The organism is Microvirga yunnanensis, assembly GCF_025460875.1.
Genome location: NZ_JAMXFI010000025.1, coordinates 25555 through 42725, shown reverse-complemented (window position 1 = coordinate 42725; position 17171 = coordinate 25555). Strand labels below are relative to the sequence as shown.

The following is a 17171-nucleotide window of genomic DNA, read 5'->3' as shown; positions in this document are numbered from 1 at the left end:
GTGCCGGAGGAGACGCAGCATGGACCGTTTCACGGGAGGTTGCCTGTGCGGCAATGTGCGGATCGTGGCATCGGGACGGCCCTATCGCGTCGGGCTCTGCCACTGTCTCGACTGCCGCAAGCATCATGGGGCCCTCTTCCACGCTTCTGCGATCTTCCCTCAGGAGGCGGTGACAATCGATGGCGCGACGGGGGACTATGCCGGCCGGCATTTCTGCGCCCGCTGCGGCTCGTCCGTATTCGCGCGCAGCGCAGACGAGATCGAGGTGAGCCTGGGCTCCCTGGATGCTCCAGACCAGTTGATGCCGACCTACGAGCTCTGGACCATCCGCCGCGAGTCCTGGCTGCCGCCGTTCCCTCTCCGGAAGCGCTACGACCGCGACCGCGACGCTACAAGCCGTTCCGAAGAATAGCGCATCGTGCGGACCCAGAGGGCCGCGTCAGCGAAAAGTGGATCCGGTTTTCCGCTCTCAACGATGCTCTCATCTAAAGAGAATGCATCGGACCCAAAAGTGGAATCCACTTTTGGGTCCGATGCTCTAACGCCCGCGCCACTCCCGGACAGGATCGAAACGCTCTCCCGTCATGGCCGGCCGGTCATCACACACCGCTCGCCGGCCATCGCGATCTGGTGAGGTGCGGCGTTCCCAACAATCGGGATCACCGGGACCAGCCCGGTGATGACGTGGAGGGTGGTGTGAGCGGGTGATGACGTGGAGTGCTGGTAGAAGCCGGTGCTGCTCTCTCCACACGTCATGGCCGGCCTTGTGCCGGCCATCCCGATGCTGAAAAGCGCCGCGCCTCAAACAATCGAGATCACCGGGACAAGCCCGGTGATGACGACGGGGTGACCATCTGGTCGAGCCAAGACAGGGTTCCGTCCGATGCGCTAGGCCGTCACGACAGGCGCCGTGCCGGATCCACCCTCCTGCGCGGAGGGGAGCTCGTCTCGCCTCAAGGCGCTCCGGCGCACGAGCGATAGAGATTGGCGTATTGCCTCGCCGGACGGTGCCAGCTCACATCGGCCCCCATGCCGTTCATCTGCAGGCGACGCCAGGCATCCTTGTCGCGCCACAGGTGCTTTGCCCGGTCGAAGGCATCGAGCGCCGCGCCGAGAGTCACGGGCCCGAACTGGAATCCCGTTGCCGCCCCGGTGGCGATGGCCATCTCGTTCGCGTCGATGATGGTATCGGCCAGCCCTCCCACCCGTGAGACGATCGGGATGCTGCCGTAGCGCATGGCGCAGAGCTGGGTCAGGCCGCAGGGCTCGAAGCGCGATGGGACGAGAAGCGCATCGCTTCCTCCCTGGATCTGGTGGGCCAGCGCCTCGTCATAGCCGACGAAGCAGCCCACCTGGCCGGGATAGACGATGCGCGCCGTCTGAAAGCTGTCTTCGAGAGCTTTGTCTCCTGCGCCGAGCAGAGCCAGTTGCGCGCCGTCCGCGAGCAGGCGGGACAGACCGGTGAGCACGAGATCGAGCCCCTTCTGCTCCGACAGCCGGCTGACGACGCCGAACAGAAGAGCATCCGGATCGGGCGCGAGCCCAAGGCGCTCCTGCAGCGCCTTCTTGTTGGCCGCTCGCGCGTCGAGGCTGTCGCGGCCGTACGATTGCGCCAAGTGCGCGTCCGTCGAGGGATCCCATACCTTGTCGTCAATGCCGTTGAGAATGCCCGACACCACGTTCGAGCGCGCGCGCAGCAATCCGTCCAGCGCCATCCCGCCTTCGGGCGTCTGGATCTCCTTGGCATAGGTCGGCGACACGGTCGTGATGCGGTCCGCAAGCTGCAGGCCCGCCTTCAGAAACCCGATCTGCCCGTAATACTCGACCCCATCCACCGTGAAGACGCTGGTGGGCAGGCCGAGCTCGAACAGGAGATCGGCCGGGAAGATACCCTGGAAGGCGATGTTGTGAATGGTGATGATCGTGCCCGGACGCGGGCTGTCGCTGAGGCTCAGATAGACCGGCACGAGGCCCGCCTGCCAGTCGTGAGCGTGAATGACGTCGGGGACGAAACCCGGGGTCAGCCCCTGGCCGATATCGGCGGCGGCCCGTCCGAGCGCCGCGAAGCGCCGGGCATTGTCGGGCCAGTCGCGGCCGTTCGGAGCAAGATAGGGAGAGCCCGGGCGTTCGAAGAGATGAGGCGCGTCGATGACGAAAAGCTCGAGGCCGGCTGCCTTGCCGGAGAGAAGTCGAGCCGCTCCGCCGAAGAAGCCAGGATATTGGTGCAGGACCTCTTGACGTTCCAGCGCCGCCAGAACCGAGGGATAGCCGGGCACGAGCGTGACCACCGTCACGCCCTCCTCGGCCAGCGCGGACGGAAGCGCTCCGGCCACATCGGCCAGGCCGCCTGTCTTGATGATGGGAAAGACCTCCGACGTGACCGACAGAACGCTCAGAGGCTTCATCCGGCCAGTCTCTCGATCATCGGCTTGGTGATGAGGCAGATGCCCTTTTCGGTGCGGCGGAACCGTTGCGCATCCTGTTCGGGATCCTCACCGACCACCAGTCCATCGGGGATGCGCACGCCGCGATCGACGACCACGTTCCTCAACCGCGCTCCGCGGCCGATTTCGACATAGGGCAGCAGGACGGCGCCCTCGACGTCGGCATGGGAATGCAGGTGCACGGCCGTGAAGACGAGCGACCGGCGCAGGGCCGCGCCGGAGACGATGCAGCCGCTCGACACCAGGGAGTTGATGGCGTGCCCGCGCCGGCCTTCCTCGTCATGAACGAATTTGGCCGGCGGCCATGTCTCGGAAAAGGTCGAGATCGGCCAGTCGCGGTCATAGAGGTCGAGCGACGGAACGATGGCGGTGAGGTCGATATTGGCCTCCCAATAGGCATCGACCGTGCCTACATCGCGCCAATAGGCCTCCGCATCGCTGCCGCCGGCCTCCGCACCCGAGCGGACGCACGAGGTCGTGAAGCGGTGCGCCACCGCCTTTCCGTGCTCGACCAGATAGGGGATGATGTCCTTGCCGAAGTCCCGGTTCGAACCTGGCGTCGACGCGTCGCGCCGCAGCTGCTCGAAGAGGAAGCGGGTGTTGAAAACGTAGATGCCCATGCTGGCCAGCGCCATGTCGGGCTTGTCCGGCATGCCCGGAGGGTCGGCCGGCTTCTCGAGGAACGAGATGATGCGGTCGGTCTCGTCGATGGCCATCACGCCGAAGCCGACGGCTTCCATGCGCGGCACCTCGAGACATCCGACGGTTACATCGGCTCCCGAGTCCACATGCTGCCGAAGCATGATCTCGTAGTCCATCTTGTAGACGTGATCGCCTGCCAGAATGATGATGTACTCGGGGTCGATGCTCGAGATGATGTCGATGTTCTGATACACCGCATCGGCCGTGCCCTCGTACCACATCGTCTCGGATACGCGCTGGCTCGCCGGCAGGATGTCGAAGCTCTCGTTCCGCTCCGCACGGAAGTAATTCCAGCCCCGCTGGAGATGGCGGATCAGGCTGTGCGCCTTGTACTGCGTCGCCACCCCGATGCGCCTGATGCCGGAATTCAAAGCATTCGACAGGGCGAAATCGATGATCCGCGTATTGCCGCCGAAATAGACGGCGGGCTTCGCGCGGATGTCGGTCAGCTCCATCAACCGACTGCCGCGTCCGCCGGCGAGAACATACGCCATTGCATGGCGGGAGAGAGGTGCGTGGGAAACGCTGGAATTCGGCAAGACCGGGTCCTCACATCAAAGGCAGCCACCTGCCCCGCTCTGTAGACGCTGAAACCGGCCGCGAGTTCTCGCTGATCTGTTCCGGATTCAGTTTTGCACTTGCCCCTTGAGCCTCCGGCCGCACGGGTCGGAGGCTCGTGTCACGACTTGCGTCAGGAGACCCGGGTCGTGCGCCGACGCTTCGGCGCTGCCACGGGGGTCTCGCTGGCTTCTGCACTCCCCTCCGCGACGGGAACGGCGGCCGGGCTGCGTCTCTTGCGGGTTTTCGGGGCGACCGGGCTCGAAAGCTCTTCGTCCGCCGTCATGCTCGTCATGCCCAAGGGGGCAGGATCGATGATCGGCGCCTTCGTGGCGTTCCCCTCGTCGCCCTCGCCGAGAACCTCCCGTTCCGCCTGATACCAGTATTCGTCCGCGCGGCCATGGATGCTCCCATGCCGCATCCAGAGCTCATAGGCCCGCTCGCGGATTCTTTCTTCGGTCTGCTTGTCCATGATTGCCCTTCAACCTGATGCCGTGCCTCGCCCCAAGGACGCGCCGAGCCGACCGGCCTCGCCGGTCGTCACAAGGTTACGCGTCCATCGGATATGAACTGTGTAAATTATTAGGCGGTTCCCGCGAATAGCAACGGCTGCATACCGAATCTGCGGCAAATGTCTGCCTGGAGTCGAACCATCGCCGAGGAAGCTTTCAGCGCTCCTCTCGGATAGGCGCCGGAGACTTGAAGGTGAAGACCCTATAGCCGTACCAGATCGCCAGCCCGGCCACGACCACGTTCGAGACCGGGTTGAGCCATTCCGAGACGCGCTCGTACTGGCTCTCCAGCAGATAGCCCGCGCCGGCCAGCAGCAGAGTCCAGAGGGCCGTTCCGAGGGAACTCCACAAAAGGAAGGTCGGGACCGGAACGCAGTTCACGCCGGCGGGAACGGAGATGAGCGACCGGATGGCGGGAATGAGGCGTCCCACGAAAAGCGCCACGCCCTGATGACGGGCGAAGAAGGCCCGGGCCTGCTCCAGCTCGTCGGGATGCATCGTGAGCCAGCGGCCGTGCCGGGCCGCGAACCGCTTCAGGCGCTTCGGACCGATCCAGCGCCCGATCAGAAACCAGAAATAGGCGCCTGCGAGAGACCCGGCCGTCCCGGAGGCGACAACGCCGGCGAAGCTGAGCGTACCCTTGGCGGCGGAAAAGCCCGCCAGAGGCATGATCACCTCCGACGGGATCGGAGGGAACACGTTCTCCAGCAGCATGAGGACCGCGATGCCGACATAACCGGCCTTATCGATGAGGCTGACAATCCAATCGAACACCGGGCTTCACCATCGTCCCAAGGCGGAGTTGCCGGCTCTATATGGCCCTAGAGCATCGGACGTGAAAAGTGGGTCCACTTTTGGGATCCATCCGATGCTTTCTTCTTGAATGAGAGCATCGGTCAGAACGGACCCAGCGGGCCGCGCCAGCGAAAACCGGATCCACTTTTCGCTGACGCGGCCCTCTGGGTCCGTCCGATGCTCTAGGCGCACGCCCGATCCACAGGGACAGGGCTCGAATCCGGCTCGGCCCCCCTCCCGGAACCTTGGCTTCAGTCCTGAGTTGGCAGAATATTCCGTTCGAGAACGTGGCTGACGTGCAACTTTTGGAAGAATCGACAGGAGCGCAGGCCATCGCCCAGGGCCATGGGTCCGCACGCGGATCAGCGGGCCCGATTCTGCGTCCGGGCCACAACTGCTGGCGCGTGGCTCAGGCCGACCGGGCCAGCGTGCTGGTCGACGGAGCACCCTATTTCGCGCATCTCGAAGCCGCCTTGCGCCGGGCCCAGCGATCGATCCTCATCATCGGCTGGGATTTCGACGGCAGCATCCGGCTGCGTCCGGACGCGAGCATCGAGGAATCGCCTCCGCTCGGTCCCCTGCTGCGCTCGCTCGTGGAGGACAATCCCGATCTCGTTGTCCGCATTCTCGTGTGGAGCGTCGCCGTCGTGCATGCCCCCGGCGCACCCGGGCCGCTGATCTTCGGCGCCGACTGGCAGAACCACCCGCGCCTGCAACTCAAGCTCGACACGCATCATCCGCTCTACGCGGCCCATCACCAGAAGATCGTCTGCATCGACGACGCGCTGGCTTTCGTGGGCGGCATGGATCTGACCGTCGAACGCTGGGATACCCACCACCATGCCTGTGACGATCCGATCCGGCTGAAGGATGACGGGACCATCTACGAGCCCGTTCACGATCTTCAGATGCTGGTCGACGGCGACGCCGGGCGGGCGATCGCCGAGGTCGGTTACGGACGCTGGAAATTCGCCACCGGTGAAGAGCTGGGCCCTGCAGCCGCCGGACCCGCCCCCTGGCCACCCGGCCTGGAACCCGACTTCCGCCAGGTGCCGATCGCCATTGCCCGAACCTACCCGGCCTGGGGAGAGCAGCCTGCGGCCCATGAGGCGGCCGCCCTGACCCTCGATGCCCTCGCGGCGGCACGCAGGACCATCTACATCGAAGCCCAGTACATGACGGCACCTGCCGTAGGCGACGTCCTGGAGCGGCACCTCGCCGATCCCGACGGCCCCGAGATCATCGTCATCCAGACCCACGAATCGCACGGCTGGGCCGAGGAACTGGTCATGGGCACCAATCGGGACCGGCTGATCCGCCGCCTGCGCAAGTGCGATCATTACGGCCGCCTGCGGGTCTATTACCCGGTCATTCCCAACGACCAGGGTGGAGAATGCCAGGTCCTGATCCATTCCAAGCTCATCATCGTCGACGACGTGTTCCTGCGCATCGGGTCTTCGAACCTCAACAACCGCTCGATCGGTCTCGACAGCGAGTGCGACGTGGCGATCGAGGCCACTGCCGAGGAAATGCGCCGGACCATCGCGCGGCTCCGGGACCGTCTGCTGGCGGAGCACCTGGACATCAGCCCGGGAACGTTCAGGAAAACCGTGGACCTCGCGAACGGATCCGTCCTCGCGGCCATCGAGACGCTCAACACCGGCCCGCGCGGTCTTCGGGCGTTCGGCGCGATGTCGGACGACGGCCCCGACGTGCCGGCCGCCGGGACGGGGCTCCTCGATCCTCTCGAGCCCTTCGAGCCTCTCTCCCTGTTCCGCCGCCGGAGGGAGTAGCCGTCAGGCCTTCGCCTCGACCTCTGCACCCGGCGCGTAGGCGGTATCGCTGCGGCGATGGACCAGTTCCGTCACGGCGAACAGAGCGATCCCCAGGATCAGCGGCACCAGGAAGTAGACGAACCGGAACACCAGGAGCGGCCCGATCAGATCGGTCTGCGGCAGCAGATACATGACCACGCTCTCGATCACCCCCAGGCCACCGGGCACATGGCTGACGAGGGCCGTGGCGTTGGCGATCACGTAGACGGACGCCACACCCAGGTAAGCCACCTCGGCGACGGCCGCGAGCGCCTGATGAAGGCAGGCCGCCACGAAAGCGAAATTGATGGAGCCGACCAGGACCTGCGCGACGGCAAGCTTCAACGGCGGCATTTCGAGGGTCCATCGCCTGATCCTCAAAGGCCTCCGGACGAAGGCGGACAGGATCAGGTAGAGAGCGGGCAGCGCAAGGCAGCCGACTCCCAGCGCCAGGACGACCGGCCGCGAGAGACCGGTGATCTCCACCGCCAGGCCGGAACGCAACAGGAGCGCGCCGCCGCCGAGGACCAGGAGGCCGAGCCCGACCGTGACGCCGCAGAAGACGATCACCTTGGCGACCTCGGCGGTCTTCAAGCCCCAGCGGGTATAGAAACGGTAGCGGACCGCGCCGCTGCTCAACGCGGCCAGGCCGATGTTATGGCCGAGGGACAGGGCCGTGAACGAGGCCAGGGCGGCTTTCGGATAGGGCAGCGGCCGCTTCACGTAATGCAGAGCCAGATAGTCGAAGAATGTCAGGCACAGGTAGCTCGCGGCGGCGAAGCCGAAAGCGCCCAGAAGCCTGGGTCCGGGAACGGACGCCACGGCGGCCGTGAGCTGGTCCAGGCCGTAGCGGCTGAGCGTGCGGTAGAGCAGAAAAGCTGCAAGGCAGACGGCCGCCGCAGCGATCACGTATTTCCAGTACCGCATCCACTCTCCTTGCTTCCATCCATCCGGCCCGCAGGCAACCACTGAGGTCCATGGAACTCAACGCCGTGGCGAGCCTGGCGATCCGTCGCAGCCGCCCCGGGCCGTCTATTCCTGTGCATGGGCGAAACCGGGCTTGTTGACCTGCCCATGAGCGACCTGGAATTCGACCAGGAGGGGCAGGTGATCCGAGGCCACGCGGGCGAGCGGGGTCCGCACCGTTTCGACCCGCAAGACGCGGATCGAGCGGCTCACGAAAACATGGTCGATGCGCAGGAACGGCAGGCGGGACGGGAAGGTTGCCCTGGGCTTCGCGAGCCGGGCCTGCGCGTCCCAGAGTTGCGAAGCCAGCCGCAGGTAGGCCCGCGAGCGAGGCGTCGCGTTGAGGTCGCCCACCAGGATCACCGGCTCTCGGCAGGCCCGATGCCCGAGCCAACGGGGGCCCAGGAGAGCCTCGATCTGGGCAAGCCGCTCGTGCCGGCGCAGGCCCAGATGGGTGTTGATCACCTGGACCCCGGCGCCGCCGATCTGGACCTCCGCCCAAAGGGCACCCCGCGGCTCCAGCCCCGGCTTGCCCGCCCAGCCGGGCAGCGCCTCCGCCTTCACCAGATGCGACGGCCTGTGGGTCAGGATGGCGTTGCCGTATTCCTCCTCGAGAACTTTCAGGCTGGCGTGGAAATGCACCTGCATTCCGAGAGCCCTGGCGATCGCCAGGGCCTGATCGATCCCGCCGGTCCGGGCGCGCCCCACGTCGAGTTCCTGAAGCGCCACGACGTCCGGCTCATAGGCTGCAATCACATCGGCGATCCGCGCCGGGGAAAGCCGACCGTCCGTGCCGAGACAGCGGTGCACGTTGTAGGTCAGGATTCGCGGCACGTGGCCCCCTCTCGTCATCCACCCCGTGAAAGCGGCCGCTTCGGGAGGTCGATCAAACCGGTTTGAGGCCAAACACACACCAGGGCGGCTTGGATCCCCGCCAAGCCTGACAATTTACTCGGGGCTTTGCTCGCTCTTCCGGGACTTCGGACGAAGGGTCAGGAGTGCCGCCGCCAGGGTCACGGCGGAAATCCACCAGCCCTGCCATGCGCCGTGGCTGACCAGCGCGATCGCGCTCGCCGACATGAGGGTCATCAATCCGACCCGACGGATATCGTCCGGTGCTTTGGCAAGACACCCCATCACCCAGAGGATGAGCAAGCTCACCCAGAGAGCGCCAACCGCCCCGAGTTCGACCCATACCTGAAGGAAAGCATTGTGGGGATGGCCGACTTTCAGCATCTCACGATAAGCAGGATCGATGTCAGCCGCGACCGGATGATGGTCCATATGCGGCGACGATGCGAAGCCCGTGCCGAGGATCGGATAACGACGGGCAACGTCGCTGAAGGCTTGCCAGAGCGCGATGCGCTCCCGCGTGTGGGCCCCCTTGGTCGCCTCGACCACGCTGTCGGGCATGGATCTGACAACGATGCTGCCGAAAAACGGCTGCACCCACACGAGGCAGAGGAGCGCGACCGTCAGGAAGCGCCTCACCCAGGCGAAGGGGGCATAGCTGAGCGCGAGGGTCCCGACCGCAGCCAGCAGCCCGAGCTTCGCGGCCTCGCTGTCGGAAATGAGGATGGTCGGGACCGTTGTCAGCAATAGCGCCAGACAAAGCGTCCGCCGCTTGCGCAACCCGAGCACGGCGATCACGGGCCCAAGCAGCAGAAACAGCGTCACGGTTGGTCTGTTGTGAATGAAGGTCCCTACGCGGTCGCGCAGGACATGCCGCAACGGGAAGTGGAGCAGGAGCTCCGCGGCGATCAGCGCCGCCGCGATCATCAGTGCCATGGCCAAGGCTCCGGCCAGCCATCGAGGCGGGGGCGCCGCGCGCCAGCTGAGGATCAGGATCGCGCTCGATGCGGCCGGAAGGACGGCCTCGCCCCAGGAAAAAAGCCCCACGGCCGGCTTCATGGCCCAGCCGAGCGTGACCAATGGATAGGCGATCCCGCAGAGGAGAAGGACGAGGACGCCTTTTCGCGGGATTCGCATGGCCCCCCGATGCGGAGCCACAGCGCCGGTGATCAATCGCGCGACGAGGATGAAAAGAGCCGCACTGGTGAGAAGCAGAGGAGACGACCGGTTGGCGGCCACCATGGCGACCGGCAGACTGACGATCAGACCGTGCCCAATATTGTCGAGATGAAGAGCAAGGCGACGGTTTCGTTCTGTAGATCGCCTCCTGTCATTCATCTCAGCGGTCGCAAGACTTGTCACATCGTCCGCATGTTCTTGCCTATAGGCAGGTCTATATTCAGCAAACATGCGAATTCTCTTAATCTCGCCACTTCGATTTGACAATTCGATCGCCGCGGGTTCTGCAACCTGATCCTGAGCAGTCACATCGACAATCGATATGCAACACCATATCCAGTCCGAACAGGGGCGACGCTCCCGGGCCGGCTGAATCACGCAATGCCCACCCGACCCTTGCCGGGGCGGAACACCATGACGGCGCAGAACCACGATAGCCGATGGGTCAGCTTCGCGGCAATGGATCGCTGCTTCAGCAGGATGGGACCCAGGCATGCACCGAGAGGACGACATCTCATCGGCGCACGGCGGGACAACCGAGGGCCCTTCGGCGCGATTGACTGGGTTTGGGAGAAGGCCGAAGCCAGGATGACAAGCCCCGTGCCGCAATGGAACGGGAGCCGTGCGTACATCCGGCAACGGCTCCCGTCTCCTTGACCGGCTGGCGCTGCAACCGGATTGAGTCATCATACTCCAGGCCTGTTCCGGGGGGACGGGGCATAGGAGGTATGAGGCTCCCCCGGTCGAGGATCCTCTCTGGCAGGCATGGGCTCAATGCACGGAAGGGGATTTCCGCGACCGCTGAGGCGGAGTATGGCATGCCGGCGCAAGGCCAAATGGAGCTGACATGTCCGAAATGTTCTCTCTTCAGAAAGACAAGATCCGCGTTCTCTTGCTCGAGGGGGTGAACGACAGCGCTGTCGAGCTGATCAAGGGCGCCGGCTACACGAACCTGACCTATCTCAAGACGGCTCTCGACGAAGATCAACTGATCGAAGCGCTGCAGGGCGTCCATCTTCTGGGCATCCGCTCCAGGACGCAGCTGACGCGGAAGGTCTTCGAGGCCGCGAACCGGCTGATCGCCGTGGGCTGCTTCAGCGTCGGCACGAACCAGGTCGACCTGGAAGCGGCCCGCCACGCCGGCATTCCGGTCTTCAACGCCCCCTTCTCCAATACCCGGAGCGTCGCCGAACTGGTGATCGGCGAAATCGTCATGCTGCTGCGGCGCACCTTCCCCAAATCGACCGCCGCTCATGCCGGGCAATGGGACAAGTCAGCGGTCGACAGCCACGAGGTCCGCGGCAAGACGCTCGGCATCGTGGGCTACGGCAATATCGGTTCGCAATTGTCCTACCTGGCCGAGGCGATGGGGATGCGGGTGATCTTCTTCGATCAGACCGACAAGCTGCGCCACGGGAACACCGAGCCGGCCGACAGCCTGAACGCGCTGCTGAGCCAGAGCGACGTGGTGAGCCTTCACGTTCCGGAGACGCCGGCCACGCACGGCATGATCGGACGAGCCGAGATCGCCGCCATGAAGAAGGGCGCCTATCTCATCAACAACAGCCGCGGCACCGTGGTCGATCTCGATGCACTCGCGGAGGCTGTGAGAAGCGGACACCTCCGCGGCGCGGCCGTTGACGTCTTTCCGGTCGAGCCGGCCTCCAACAAGGAGGCGTTCGTCACTCCCCTCCAGGGGGTCCCCAACGTTATTCTGACACCCCATATCGGCGGATCGACGGAAGAAGCGCAGGAGCGGATCGGCGCCGAGGTCGCGAAGAAGCTCGTTGAATATTCGGACGTCGGCACGACGGTCGGGGCCGTCAACTTCCCGCAGGTCCAGCTCCCGTCCCGCGCAGCCGGCACGCGCTACATCCATGTGCATCGCAACGTGCCGGGCATCCTCGGCCGCCTCAACAACGCGTTCTCGCAACGCGGCCTCAACATCACGGGCCAGCACCTGCAGACCGATGGCGAGATCGGATATGTCGTGATCGAAGCGGAAGGCTTGCCGGAGCAGAGCCGGGAGACTCTGGACGAGATCCGCGCCCTCGACGGGACCATTCGGGCGCGGCTGCTCTATGCAAGGGGATAACCTGTCCCGCGCGTGCGAGAGCTTCCTGAAGCATTTCCCCGGAAGTCATGTTACCGTCGGGCGCCTTTCTCTCGAGGAGGCTGCGTGCAGGTTGGCGGGAGCAGACGTGGGATCGTGATTGCCGATGTTCAGGTGAGGGTGCGTCGATTCGTGCGACTGGCGATGTCCGGGTTCACCCGCGCGACAGGTCTGCCCAGGATCACTGCGGACGAGTCGGAGGCTGTGCCCCATCCGTCCCCATCCCTGACAATCACCCCTCCGTCGGAGGGAACGGATCGGCTGTCAGCCGCGCTGCACGCCGTCAGCGAGTCGCTCCGGCACCAGGTCGCCGCAGACTTTCAGCCGCCTCCTCTCACCAAAATCGAAGAATTGGGACGCCTATCCGACATGAACGCTTCAGTGGATACCCTGGCCGAACAGATGCTGACCCTGGTGGAGATCGTCTCGGCTCAGGAAAGGGACATCAAGGCCCTCAAGGAGCAATGCCGCCGCCTCGAAGAGCACGATCAGGCCATCGCCGTCGCCTTCTCGACCTTTTTCCACGTTCTCTCGGCAGGCCGCGTCGCCAAGCTGAGCGAGATCGCCCACATTCTCAACAACATCATCAGGATCGCCGAACAGGAGGGCCGCCCGCCCGCATCCGTCAAGTTTCTGCAGGATCTCGCCGGCATGCTTCCGGACGACCAACGCTGAGACAGGCGGCAGCTGCCCGGAAGGCGCAGGATCTCCCCGGCGCCATGCTTAACCGTTCATTAACCATGCTCCTTCACGGTGAGCAAAGCCGCAGTGGAATTGGAGCGTGCACTGGCCTGAGTCTTTAACTCGCGGACACGGCGCATCCATGTCCCGGGCGCAGACGTGAAGGAAGCTGTTGATGTCGACGGACAGGGTCGGGGCTGCCGTAGAAACCGCCATCGCCGAACACGTCGCGAACGCATTCCGGCGCACGGCCAGGAACGACAAGGCCGCCTCGCTCACCTCCCTCGTCCGCACTCGGATCACGGACCGACTTCCTCATGACGGGATCAAGACCGAGCAGGATAATCACCCGCCTGCACTCGTGGCCTTCTATCGGCGCATCGCCGCAGCCTTAGTGGCAGCCGAACGTGAGCCTGAAACGGCGGAACGAGACCCGCACCTGACGCAGATCAAGGGCTCTCTCGAAACCCTTCGCAGCACCCTTCCCTCGATGGCGCAAAGGGCCAGGCTCGACCACGCGAGAGGTCAGCTTCTGATCGAGCGGCAGCACTTGCTCATGAAGAACGAGTTGACGGAAGGCTTCGGGCGGATCGAGGTCTGGATTCTCTCAGTCGCGTTCCTCGCGCTGGTTCTCCTCAACGCGGTCGGGCTTCTCTGGGCCCTGCCCTTTCTGGGACTGAGTATCGGAAGAGCCTGGTACCTCGACGGGCAATGCAAGCGCCGGCTCAGGAAGATCGTCGAGATCGACGCCCTGATCGATCGCATCGGGCTGGCCGGCTGATCGCCCCTCGCAGCCTCTATCGCTGCCGCAGAACGGCCGACGCCATCACGATGTCCTGAACGGCCAGTCCGGAGAATGTCGAAACCGTAATCTGATCTAGAGCATCGGACGGACCCAGAGGGCCGCGTCAGCGAAAAGTGGATCCGGTTTTCACTAGCGTGGCCCTTCGGGTCGCTGGCGCGGCCCGCTGGGTCCGTTCTGACCGATGCTCTCATTCGAGAAGAAAGCATCGGATGGATCCCAAAAGTGCAAGTCCACTTTTCACGTCCGATGCTTTAGCATCGCGCGTCCCTGCGCCGTGCCCATGACGATCTCGCCGATTTCGAGCACTCTGCTCAGGACGGCATCGGGATCGTATGCCCGTCCCAGCTCGCCCCGCGATCCGGCCTGGCGCCTGCTGTCCGTCACGACGATATCGGCCTTAACCTCGCCCTGCTCTTCCAGCCCTACGCGGACGTCGTGCTCCACGATCTCGTGACCGAGACCGTGGTGCATCTCTCCAATCCGTTTTCCAAGCGGGAGCTCGGCGAGCCGTCGCTTCTGCACGAGATCGATTTCAAGCCGTCCGACATCATCATCGGGCCTTATGAGAAAGTGAACTGGGACGGCCGCCGCATCAAATCCGTCAGTGCCGTCCTGCGCACGAACGGCAAGTCCATCGGTATCCTGTGCATCAATGTGGACGTCTCGCACTTTCATGCGGTCATGCAGACGCTGAATGCGCTCGTCGCCGTGCCGCAATCGCCCGGGAAGCCCGCCTCCCTGTTCAAGGAGGACTGGCATGACCGGATCAACGAGTATATCCAGTCATGGACCCGCGCACGCGGTCTCGCCGTCACCGAGATGAGCCGCGCACAGAAGCAGCAGCTCGTCGCGGATCCGGCCGGCGATGGAGCGTTCGGCGGACGCAATGCGACCGTCTACAACCATCTCAAGAGGGATCAGGCCCGAGGCGGAAGGAGCGCGTCGCGGATGGCCTGCCAGCTCTCCCTGTCCGGCGCGCTGATGAGACCGCCGCTGCGAGTCACGGGGCGGTAAGGCGAACCGTCGAAATGCGCCGTGTAGCCGCCGGCCTCGCGATGGATCAGCCATCCGGCCGCATGATCCCACGGCATCACGCTGGACGAGAACGAGAAGTGAAGGTAGCCGGCCGCAATCTGGCGGTAGGTGTGGGCCGCACACCGGAGATCGGCCGCCATCGCGACCTTCGGCAGGCTCCCCGTTACCGTGGGGCGAAGGTCTTCGGGCAGATAACGCCACGAGACGTTGCCCGCCATCTGTGACAAGGGCACTGGCGCGGCAACCTGAAGCGGGCTGCTGCTGCCGTCCGGGCGCTGAATCCACGCTCCTTCGCCGCGAACCGCCATGGACCAGTCGTCAGAGATCGGATCGAGGATCACGCCACCGACAATCTCGCCTTTCATGACCGCCGCCGCCATCACGCCGAAGAGCGGCAGGCCGGAGGCGAAATTCAAGGTGCCGTCGACGGGATCGAGAATGAACGCGAGGTCGGCGTTGCCGAGACCATCGAGCAGGCTCGCGTCGCGGCTCACTCCCTCCTCGCCGATGACCAGAGCTCCCGGGAAGCGGCGCAGGAGCTCGGCTTCGATGACGCGCTCGGCGGCCTCGTCGGCATCCGTCACGAGGTCGAGCTGGGAGGATTTGGTCCGGATGGAATCAGCCGACAGGTTTCGGAACCGCGGCAGGATCTCGGCCTGAGCCGTCGTCCTGAGGATGTGCGCGACGTCGAGTGCATCGGCTCGGGTGAAGGTCATGGGCATCCGGTCTCCCTCTTGTTTCTCGGCAACCTGTCAGATCATCTCGAGTGGGCGCTTGCGCCGGGGCGGAGGAAATTCTGCGTCGATGGCTTCAAGATCCTCCGGACTGAGCCGGATCTCAAGCGCTCGATGATTGTCCCGCACATGATCGGCACGGGACGCCTTGGGGACCGCGATCACGTTCGGCTTTTGCAGAAGCCAGGCCAAGGCGATCTGGAACGGGCTTGCGCCGTAAGATTGCCCGATCGCCTGCAAAGCGCCCCCGCGAGGGAGCCTGCCCTGCTCGACCGGACTGTAGGCCATGAGCGGCATGCGGCGCTTGGCCATCCACGGAAGGAGGTCGAATTCCGGTCCACGCCGCGTGACGTTGTAGAGCACCTGGTTGGTCGCGCAGGTCTCGCCTCCCGGTGCCTGAAGCAGTTCCTCCATGTCATCCACATCGAAATTGCTGACGCCCCAATGGCGAATCTTGCCGGAGCGCCGGAGCTCCTCGAATCCGGCCACGGTCTCCTCCAGCGGCACACCCCCACGCCAATGCAGGAGGTAGAGATCCAGCCGGTCCGTCCGCAGACGCTTGAGACTCCGCTCGCACGCCTCGACGACGCCCTGTCGGCTCGCATTGTGGGGATAGACCTTGCTCACCAGGAAGAGGCGATCACGCTGGTCGGCAAGGGCCTCGGCCACGAGTTCCTCCGCGGCTCCTTCGCCGTACATTTCGGCGGTGTCGATCAGGGTCATGCCGAGTTCGACGCCGAGGCGGAGCGCTTCGACCTCCTCCCTCCGTCGGCCCGCATTCTCGGCCATATGCCACGTTCCCTGCCCGAGAGCCGGAACCGTCCCGCCGCCTGGCAGGGTTGCATTGAGGCTCATGTCGCAACCTCCTCGTCGGTTGTTGATAATCGGGACCGCACGAGCCGTAGCGGAAAACAATGTCGTCCGCAGTGCCTCGGCACGTGCGTCGACCCTTTGACGGCTACTGCAAACGGGGTCCCTTCATGAAGCGGCTTCGGTCGGCGGATCGTATCGTCACATCGAACCTGTCTCCTTCCCGCTCGAGGGTCAGGGGAACGTCGACGCCGGCAGCGCCAAGAGCCCAGATGGCGCGATAGAACTCGGCCAGCGATGTCACCGGCTGGCCTGCAACCGCATGGATCTGGTCTCCGGCCCGCAGGCCGGCCCGCTGTGCGGGCGCATCCCCGGCGAGGCCTATGATCATGATCTGATCGTCCTCCGCCTCGGCGACATAGAATCCGAGCCAGGGCCTTGGCTGGTGCCCGGTCCGACCATGAGTCAGAAGCTCGTCCAGAATTGGCTTCAGGAGATCGATGGGCACGCTCATGTTCAGAGGAACCACGGTGCCGCCGGAAGCCTGATGCTGGAGTTGCAGGGACCCGATGCCGATCAGGTCTCCCCGTGGACCGATCAACGCCGTTCCGCCCCAATTGGGGTGGGCCGGCGCGGTGAAGATGGCCGGATCGATCAGATATTCCCAGTAACCGGCAAACTCCTGACACGCGACGACCTGTGCGGCAAGCGAATGGCTCTGGCCTCCGCTGCCTCCCACGACGACCTGGTCACCGGGCTGCAAACGCCGGGAGTCTCCGAGCGTCAGGACCGGCACTCCCAGAGGCTCGAGCGCCTGCACCAGTCCGAAGCCGCTCTCGTAGTCGTAAGCGAGCACATGTGCCTGAACGACGCGACCCTTGTTGGTGGTGAGCCAGACTTCCTCCGCCTCGGCAATCAGGTACCCGATGGTGACGACCAAGCCGTCATCCCGGATGACGACGCCCTGCCCGGCCCGTTCCGTCCCAAGCGTTTCCGCCGTGAAGGCGTCGTCGGGCACCCGTGCCCTAAGGGAAACTACGGCGGCCAGGGCGTTCTTGAGATCATAGTCGAGGGTTCGCGGATCGGGCTGGTACTCAGGAGGGATTTCCCATTCGTCGGGTGACTGCATGAACAGCTCCTCAGGCTCCCTGCAGAGAGCCTGCACCCTTCA

17 protein-coding genes are annotated in these 17171 nt (G+C 64.7%); 6 read left to right on the top strand and 11 right to left on the bottom strand.

What is annotated here, in order from left to right:
• Window positions 1–19 precede the first annotated feature (19 nt).
• Entirely contained in the window at window positions 20–412 is a 393-nt protein-coding gene (locus NF876_RS14625; RefSeq protein ID WP_262269522.1) for a GFA family protein, read from the top strand.
• A 541-nt stretch (window positions 413–953) separates the two neighbouring features.
• Here the strand turns inward: NF876_RS14625 and glgA are convergent.
• From glgA to NF876_RS14605, 4 genes are all read right to left on the bottom strand, one after another.
• Entirely contained in the window at window positions 954–2405 is a 1452-nt protein-coding gene (gene glgA, locus NF876_RS14620) for a glycogen synthase GlgA (RefSeq protein WP_262269521.1), read from the bottom strand.
• Complete coding sequence (gene glgC, locus NF876_RS14615; protein ID WP_262269520.1) at window positions 2402–3685, bottom strand: glucose-1-phosphate adenylyltransferase; 1284 nt, start codon at window positions 3683–3685, stop codon at window positions 2402–2404. Before glgC ends, glgA begins: the two co-directional genes overlap by 4 nt.
• Window positions 3686–3837: 152 nt before the next feature.
• Window positions 3838–4176, bottom strand: coding sequence for a DUF2934 domain-containing protein (locus tag NF876_RS14610; protein ID WP_262269519.1), 339 nt, complete (start codon window positions 4174–4176; stop codon window positions 3838–3840).
• Between the two features lie 196 nt (window positions 4177–4372).
• Window positions 4373–4990, bottom strand: a complete 618-nt coding sequence (locus tag NF876_RS14605) for a DedA family protein (RefSeq protein WP_262269518.1) — start codon at window positions 4988–4990, stop codon at window positions 4373–4375.
• Window positions 4991–5307: 317 nt separating this feature from the next.
• On the opposite strand from NF876_RS14605, the gene NF876_RS14600 reads away from it, so the two are divergent.
• The gene (locus NF876_RS14600; RefSeq protein ID WP_262269517.1) at window positions 5308–6804 is read left to right on the top strand and encodes a phospholipase D-like domain-containing protein; all 1497 of its coding nucleotides are present in this window, start codon (window positions 5308–5310) and stop codon (window positions 6802–6804) included.
• Window positions 6805–6807: 3 nt separating this feature from the next.
• On the opposite strand, the gene NF876_RS14595 is transcribed toward NF876_RS14600, so the two are convergent.
• The 3 genes from NF876_RS14595 to NF876_RS14585 form a co-directional block, all read right to left on the bottom strand.
• Window positions 6808–7752 (bottom strand): lysylphosphatidylglycerol synthase domain-containing protein, encoded by a 945-nt coding sequence (locus tag NF876_RS14595; protein ID WP_262269516.1) that lies wholly within the window; start codon window positions 7750–7752, stop codon window positions 6808–6810.
• 105 nt (window positions 7753–7857) lie between these two features.
• Window positions 7858–8625, bottom strand: coding sequence for an endonuclease/exonuclease/phosphatase family protein (locus tag NF876_RS14590; RefSeq protein WP_262269515.1), 768 nt, complete (start codon window positions 8623–8625; stop codon window positions 7858–7860).
• Window positions 8626–8739: 114 nt separating this feature from the next.
• Window positions 8740–9981 (bottom strand): O-antigen ligase family protein, encoded by a 1242-nt coding sequence (locus tag NF876_RS14585; RefSeq protein ID WP_262269514.1) that lies wholly within the window; start codon window positions 9979–9981, stop codon window positions 8740–8742.
• Window positions 9982–10669: 688 nt separating this feature from the next.
• On the opposite strand from NF876_RS14585, the gene serA reads away from it, so the two are divergent.
• The 3 genes from serA to NF876_RS14570 all read left to right on the top strand — a co-directional run bounded on the left by serA (window position 10670) and on the right by NF876_RS14570 (window position 13397).
• On the top strand, window positions 10670–11917 hold the full coding sequence (gene serA, locus NF876_RS14580) for a phosphoglycerate dehydrogenase (RefSeq protein ID WP_262269513.1): 1248 nt from the start codon (window positions 10670–10672) through the stop codon (window positions 11915–11917).
• A gap of 387 nt (window positions 11918–12304) precedes the next feature.
• Window positions 12305–12610, top strand: a complete 306-nt coding sequence (locus tag NF876_RS14575; protein ID WP_262269512.1) for a hypothetical protein — start codon at window positions 12305–12307, stop codon at window positions 12608–12610.
• A gap of 181 nt (window positions 12611–12791) precedes the next feature.
• Window positions 12792–13397, top strand: coding sequence for a hypothetical protein (locus NF876_RS14570; RefSeq protein WP_262269511.1), 606 nt, complete (start codon window positions 12792–12794; stop codon window positions 13395–13397).
• 261 nt (window positions 13398–13658) lie between these two features.
• Here NF876_RS14570 and NF876_RS14565 read toward each other — a convergent pair whose 3' ends face one another.
• On the bottom strand, window positions 13659–13892 hold the full coding sequence (locus tag NF876_RS14565; protein ID WP_262269510.1) for a hypothetical protein: 234 nt from the start codon (window positions 13890–13892) through the stop codon (window positions 13659–13661).
• On the opposite strand from NF876_RS14565, the gene NF876_RS14560 reads away from it, so the two are divergent.
• The gene (locus NF876_RS14560) at window positions 13857–14435 is read left to right on the top strand and encodes a helix-turn-helix transcriptional regulator (protein ID WP_315975041.1); all 579 of its coding nucleotides are present in this window, start codon (window positions 13857–13859) and stop codon (window positions 14433–14435) included. The genes NF876_RS14565 and NF876_RS14560 overlap by 36 nt on opposite strands.
• Here the strand turns inward: NF876_RS14560 and NF876_RS14555 are convergent.
• The 3 genes from NF876_RS14555 to NF876_RS14545 form a co-directional block, all read right to left on the bottom strand.
• Window positions 14339–15178 (bottom strand): inositol monophosphatase family protein, encoded by an 840-nt coding sequence (locus tag NF876_RS14555; protein WP_373696665.1) that lies wholly within the window; start codon window positions 15176–15178, stop codon window positions 14339–14341. The two genes, NF876_RS14560 and NF876_RS14555, sit on opposite strands and share 97 nt — an antisense overlap.
• Before the next feature lie 30 nt (window positions 15179–15208).
• Entirely contained in the window at window positions 15209–16045 is an 837-nt protein-coding gene (locus NF876_RS14550; protein WP_262269508.1) for an aldo/keto reductase, read from the bottom strand.
• Between the two features lie 103 nt (window positions 16046–16148).
• A complete protein-coding gene (locus NF876_RS14545) occupies window positions 16149–17129 on the bottom strand; it encodes a S1C family serine protease (protein ID WP_262269507.1) in 981 nt (326 codons plus the stop codon).
• Window positions 17130–17171: the final 42 nt, after the last annotated feature.

What these genes read in the sequence shown, in the direction of transcription:
- NF876_RS14625 (WP_262269522.1), top strand. Translation starts at nt 20, where the DNA reads ATGGACCGTTTCACGGGAGGTTGCCTGTGCGGCAATGTGCGGATCGTG.
- glgA (WP_262269521.1), bottom strand. Translation starts at nt 2,405, where the DNA reads ATGAAGCCTCTGAGCGTTCTGTCGGTCACGTCGGAGGTCTTTCCCATC.
- NF876_RS14610 (WP_262269519.1), bottom strand. Translation starts at nt 4,176, where the DNA reads ATGGACAAGCAGACCGAAGAAAGAATCCGCGAGCGGGCCTATGAGCTC.
- NF876_RS14595 (WP_262269516.1), bottom strand. Translation starts at nt 7,752, where the DNA reads ATGCGGTACTGGAAATACGTGATCGCTGCGGCGGCCGTCTGCCTTGCA.
- NF876_RS14585 (WP_262269514.1), bottom strand. Translation starts at nt 9,981, where the DNA reads ATGAATGACAGGAGGCGATCTACAGAACGAAACCGTCGCCTTGCTCTT.
- serA (WP_262269513.1), top strand. Translation starts at nt 10,670, where the DNA reads ATGTCCGAAATGTTCTCTCTTCAGAAAGACAAGATCCGCGTTCTCTTG.
- NF876_RS14575 (WP_262269512.1), top strand. Translation starts at nt 12,305, where the DNA reads ATGAACGCTTCAGTGGATACCCTGGCCGAACAGATGCTGACCCTGGTG.
- NF876_RS14570 (WP_262269511.1), top strand. Translation starts at nt 12,792, where the DNA reads ATGTCGACGGACAGGGTCGGGGCTGCCGTAGAAACCGCCATCGCCGAA.
- NF876_RS14565 (WP_262269510.1), bottom strand. Translation starts at nt 13,892, where the DNA reads ATGCACCACGGTCTCGGTCACGAGATCGTGGAGCACGACGTCCGCGTA.
- NF876_RS14555 (WP_373696665.1), bottom strand. Translation starts at nt 15,178, where the DNA reads ATGCCCATGACCTTCACCCGAGCCGATGCACTCGACGTCGCGCACATC.
- NF876_RS14550 (WP_262269508.1), bottom strand. Translation starts at nt 16,045, where the DNA reads ATGAGCCTCAATGCAACCCTGCCAGGCGGCGGGACGGTTCCGGCTCTC.
- NF876_RS14545 (WP_262269507.1), bottom strand. Translation starts at nt 17,129, where the DNA reads ATGCAGTCACCCGACGAATGGGAAATCCCTCCTGAGTACCAGCCCGAT.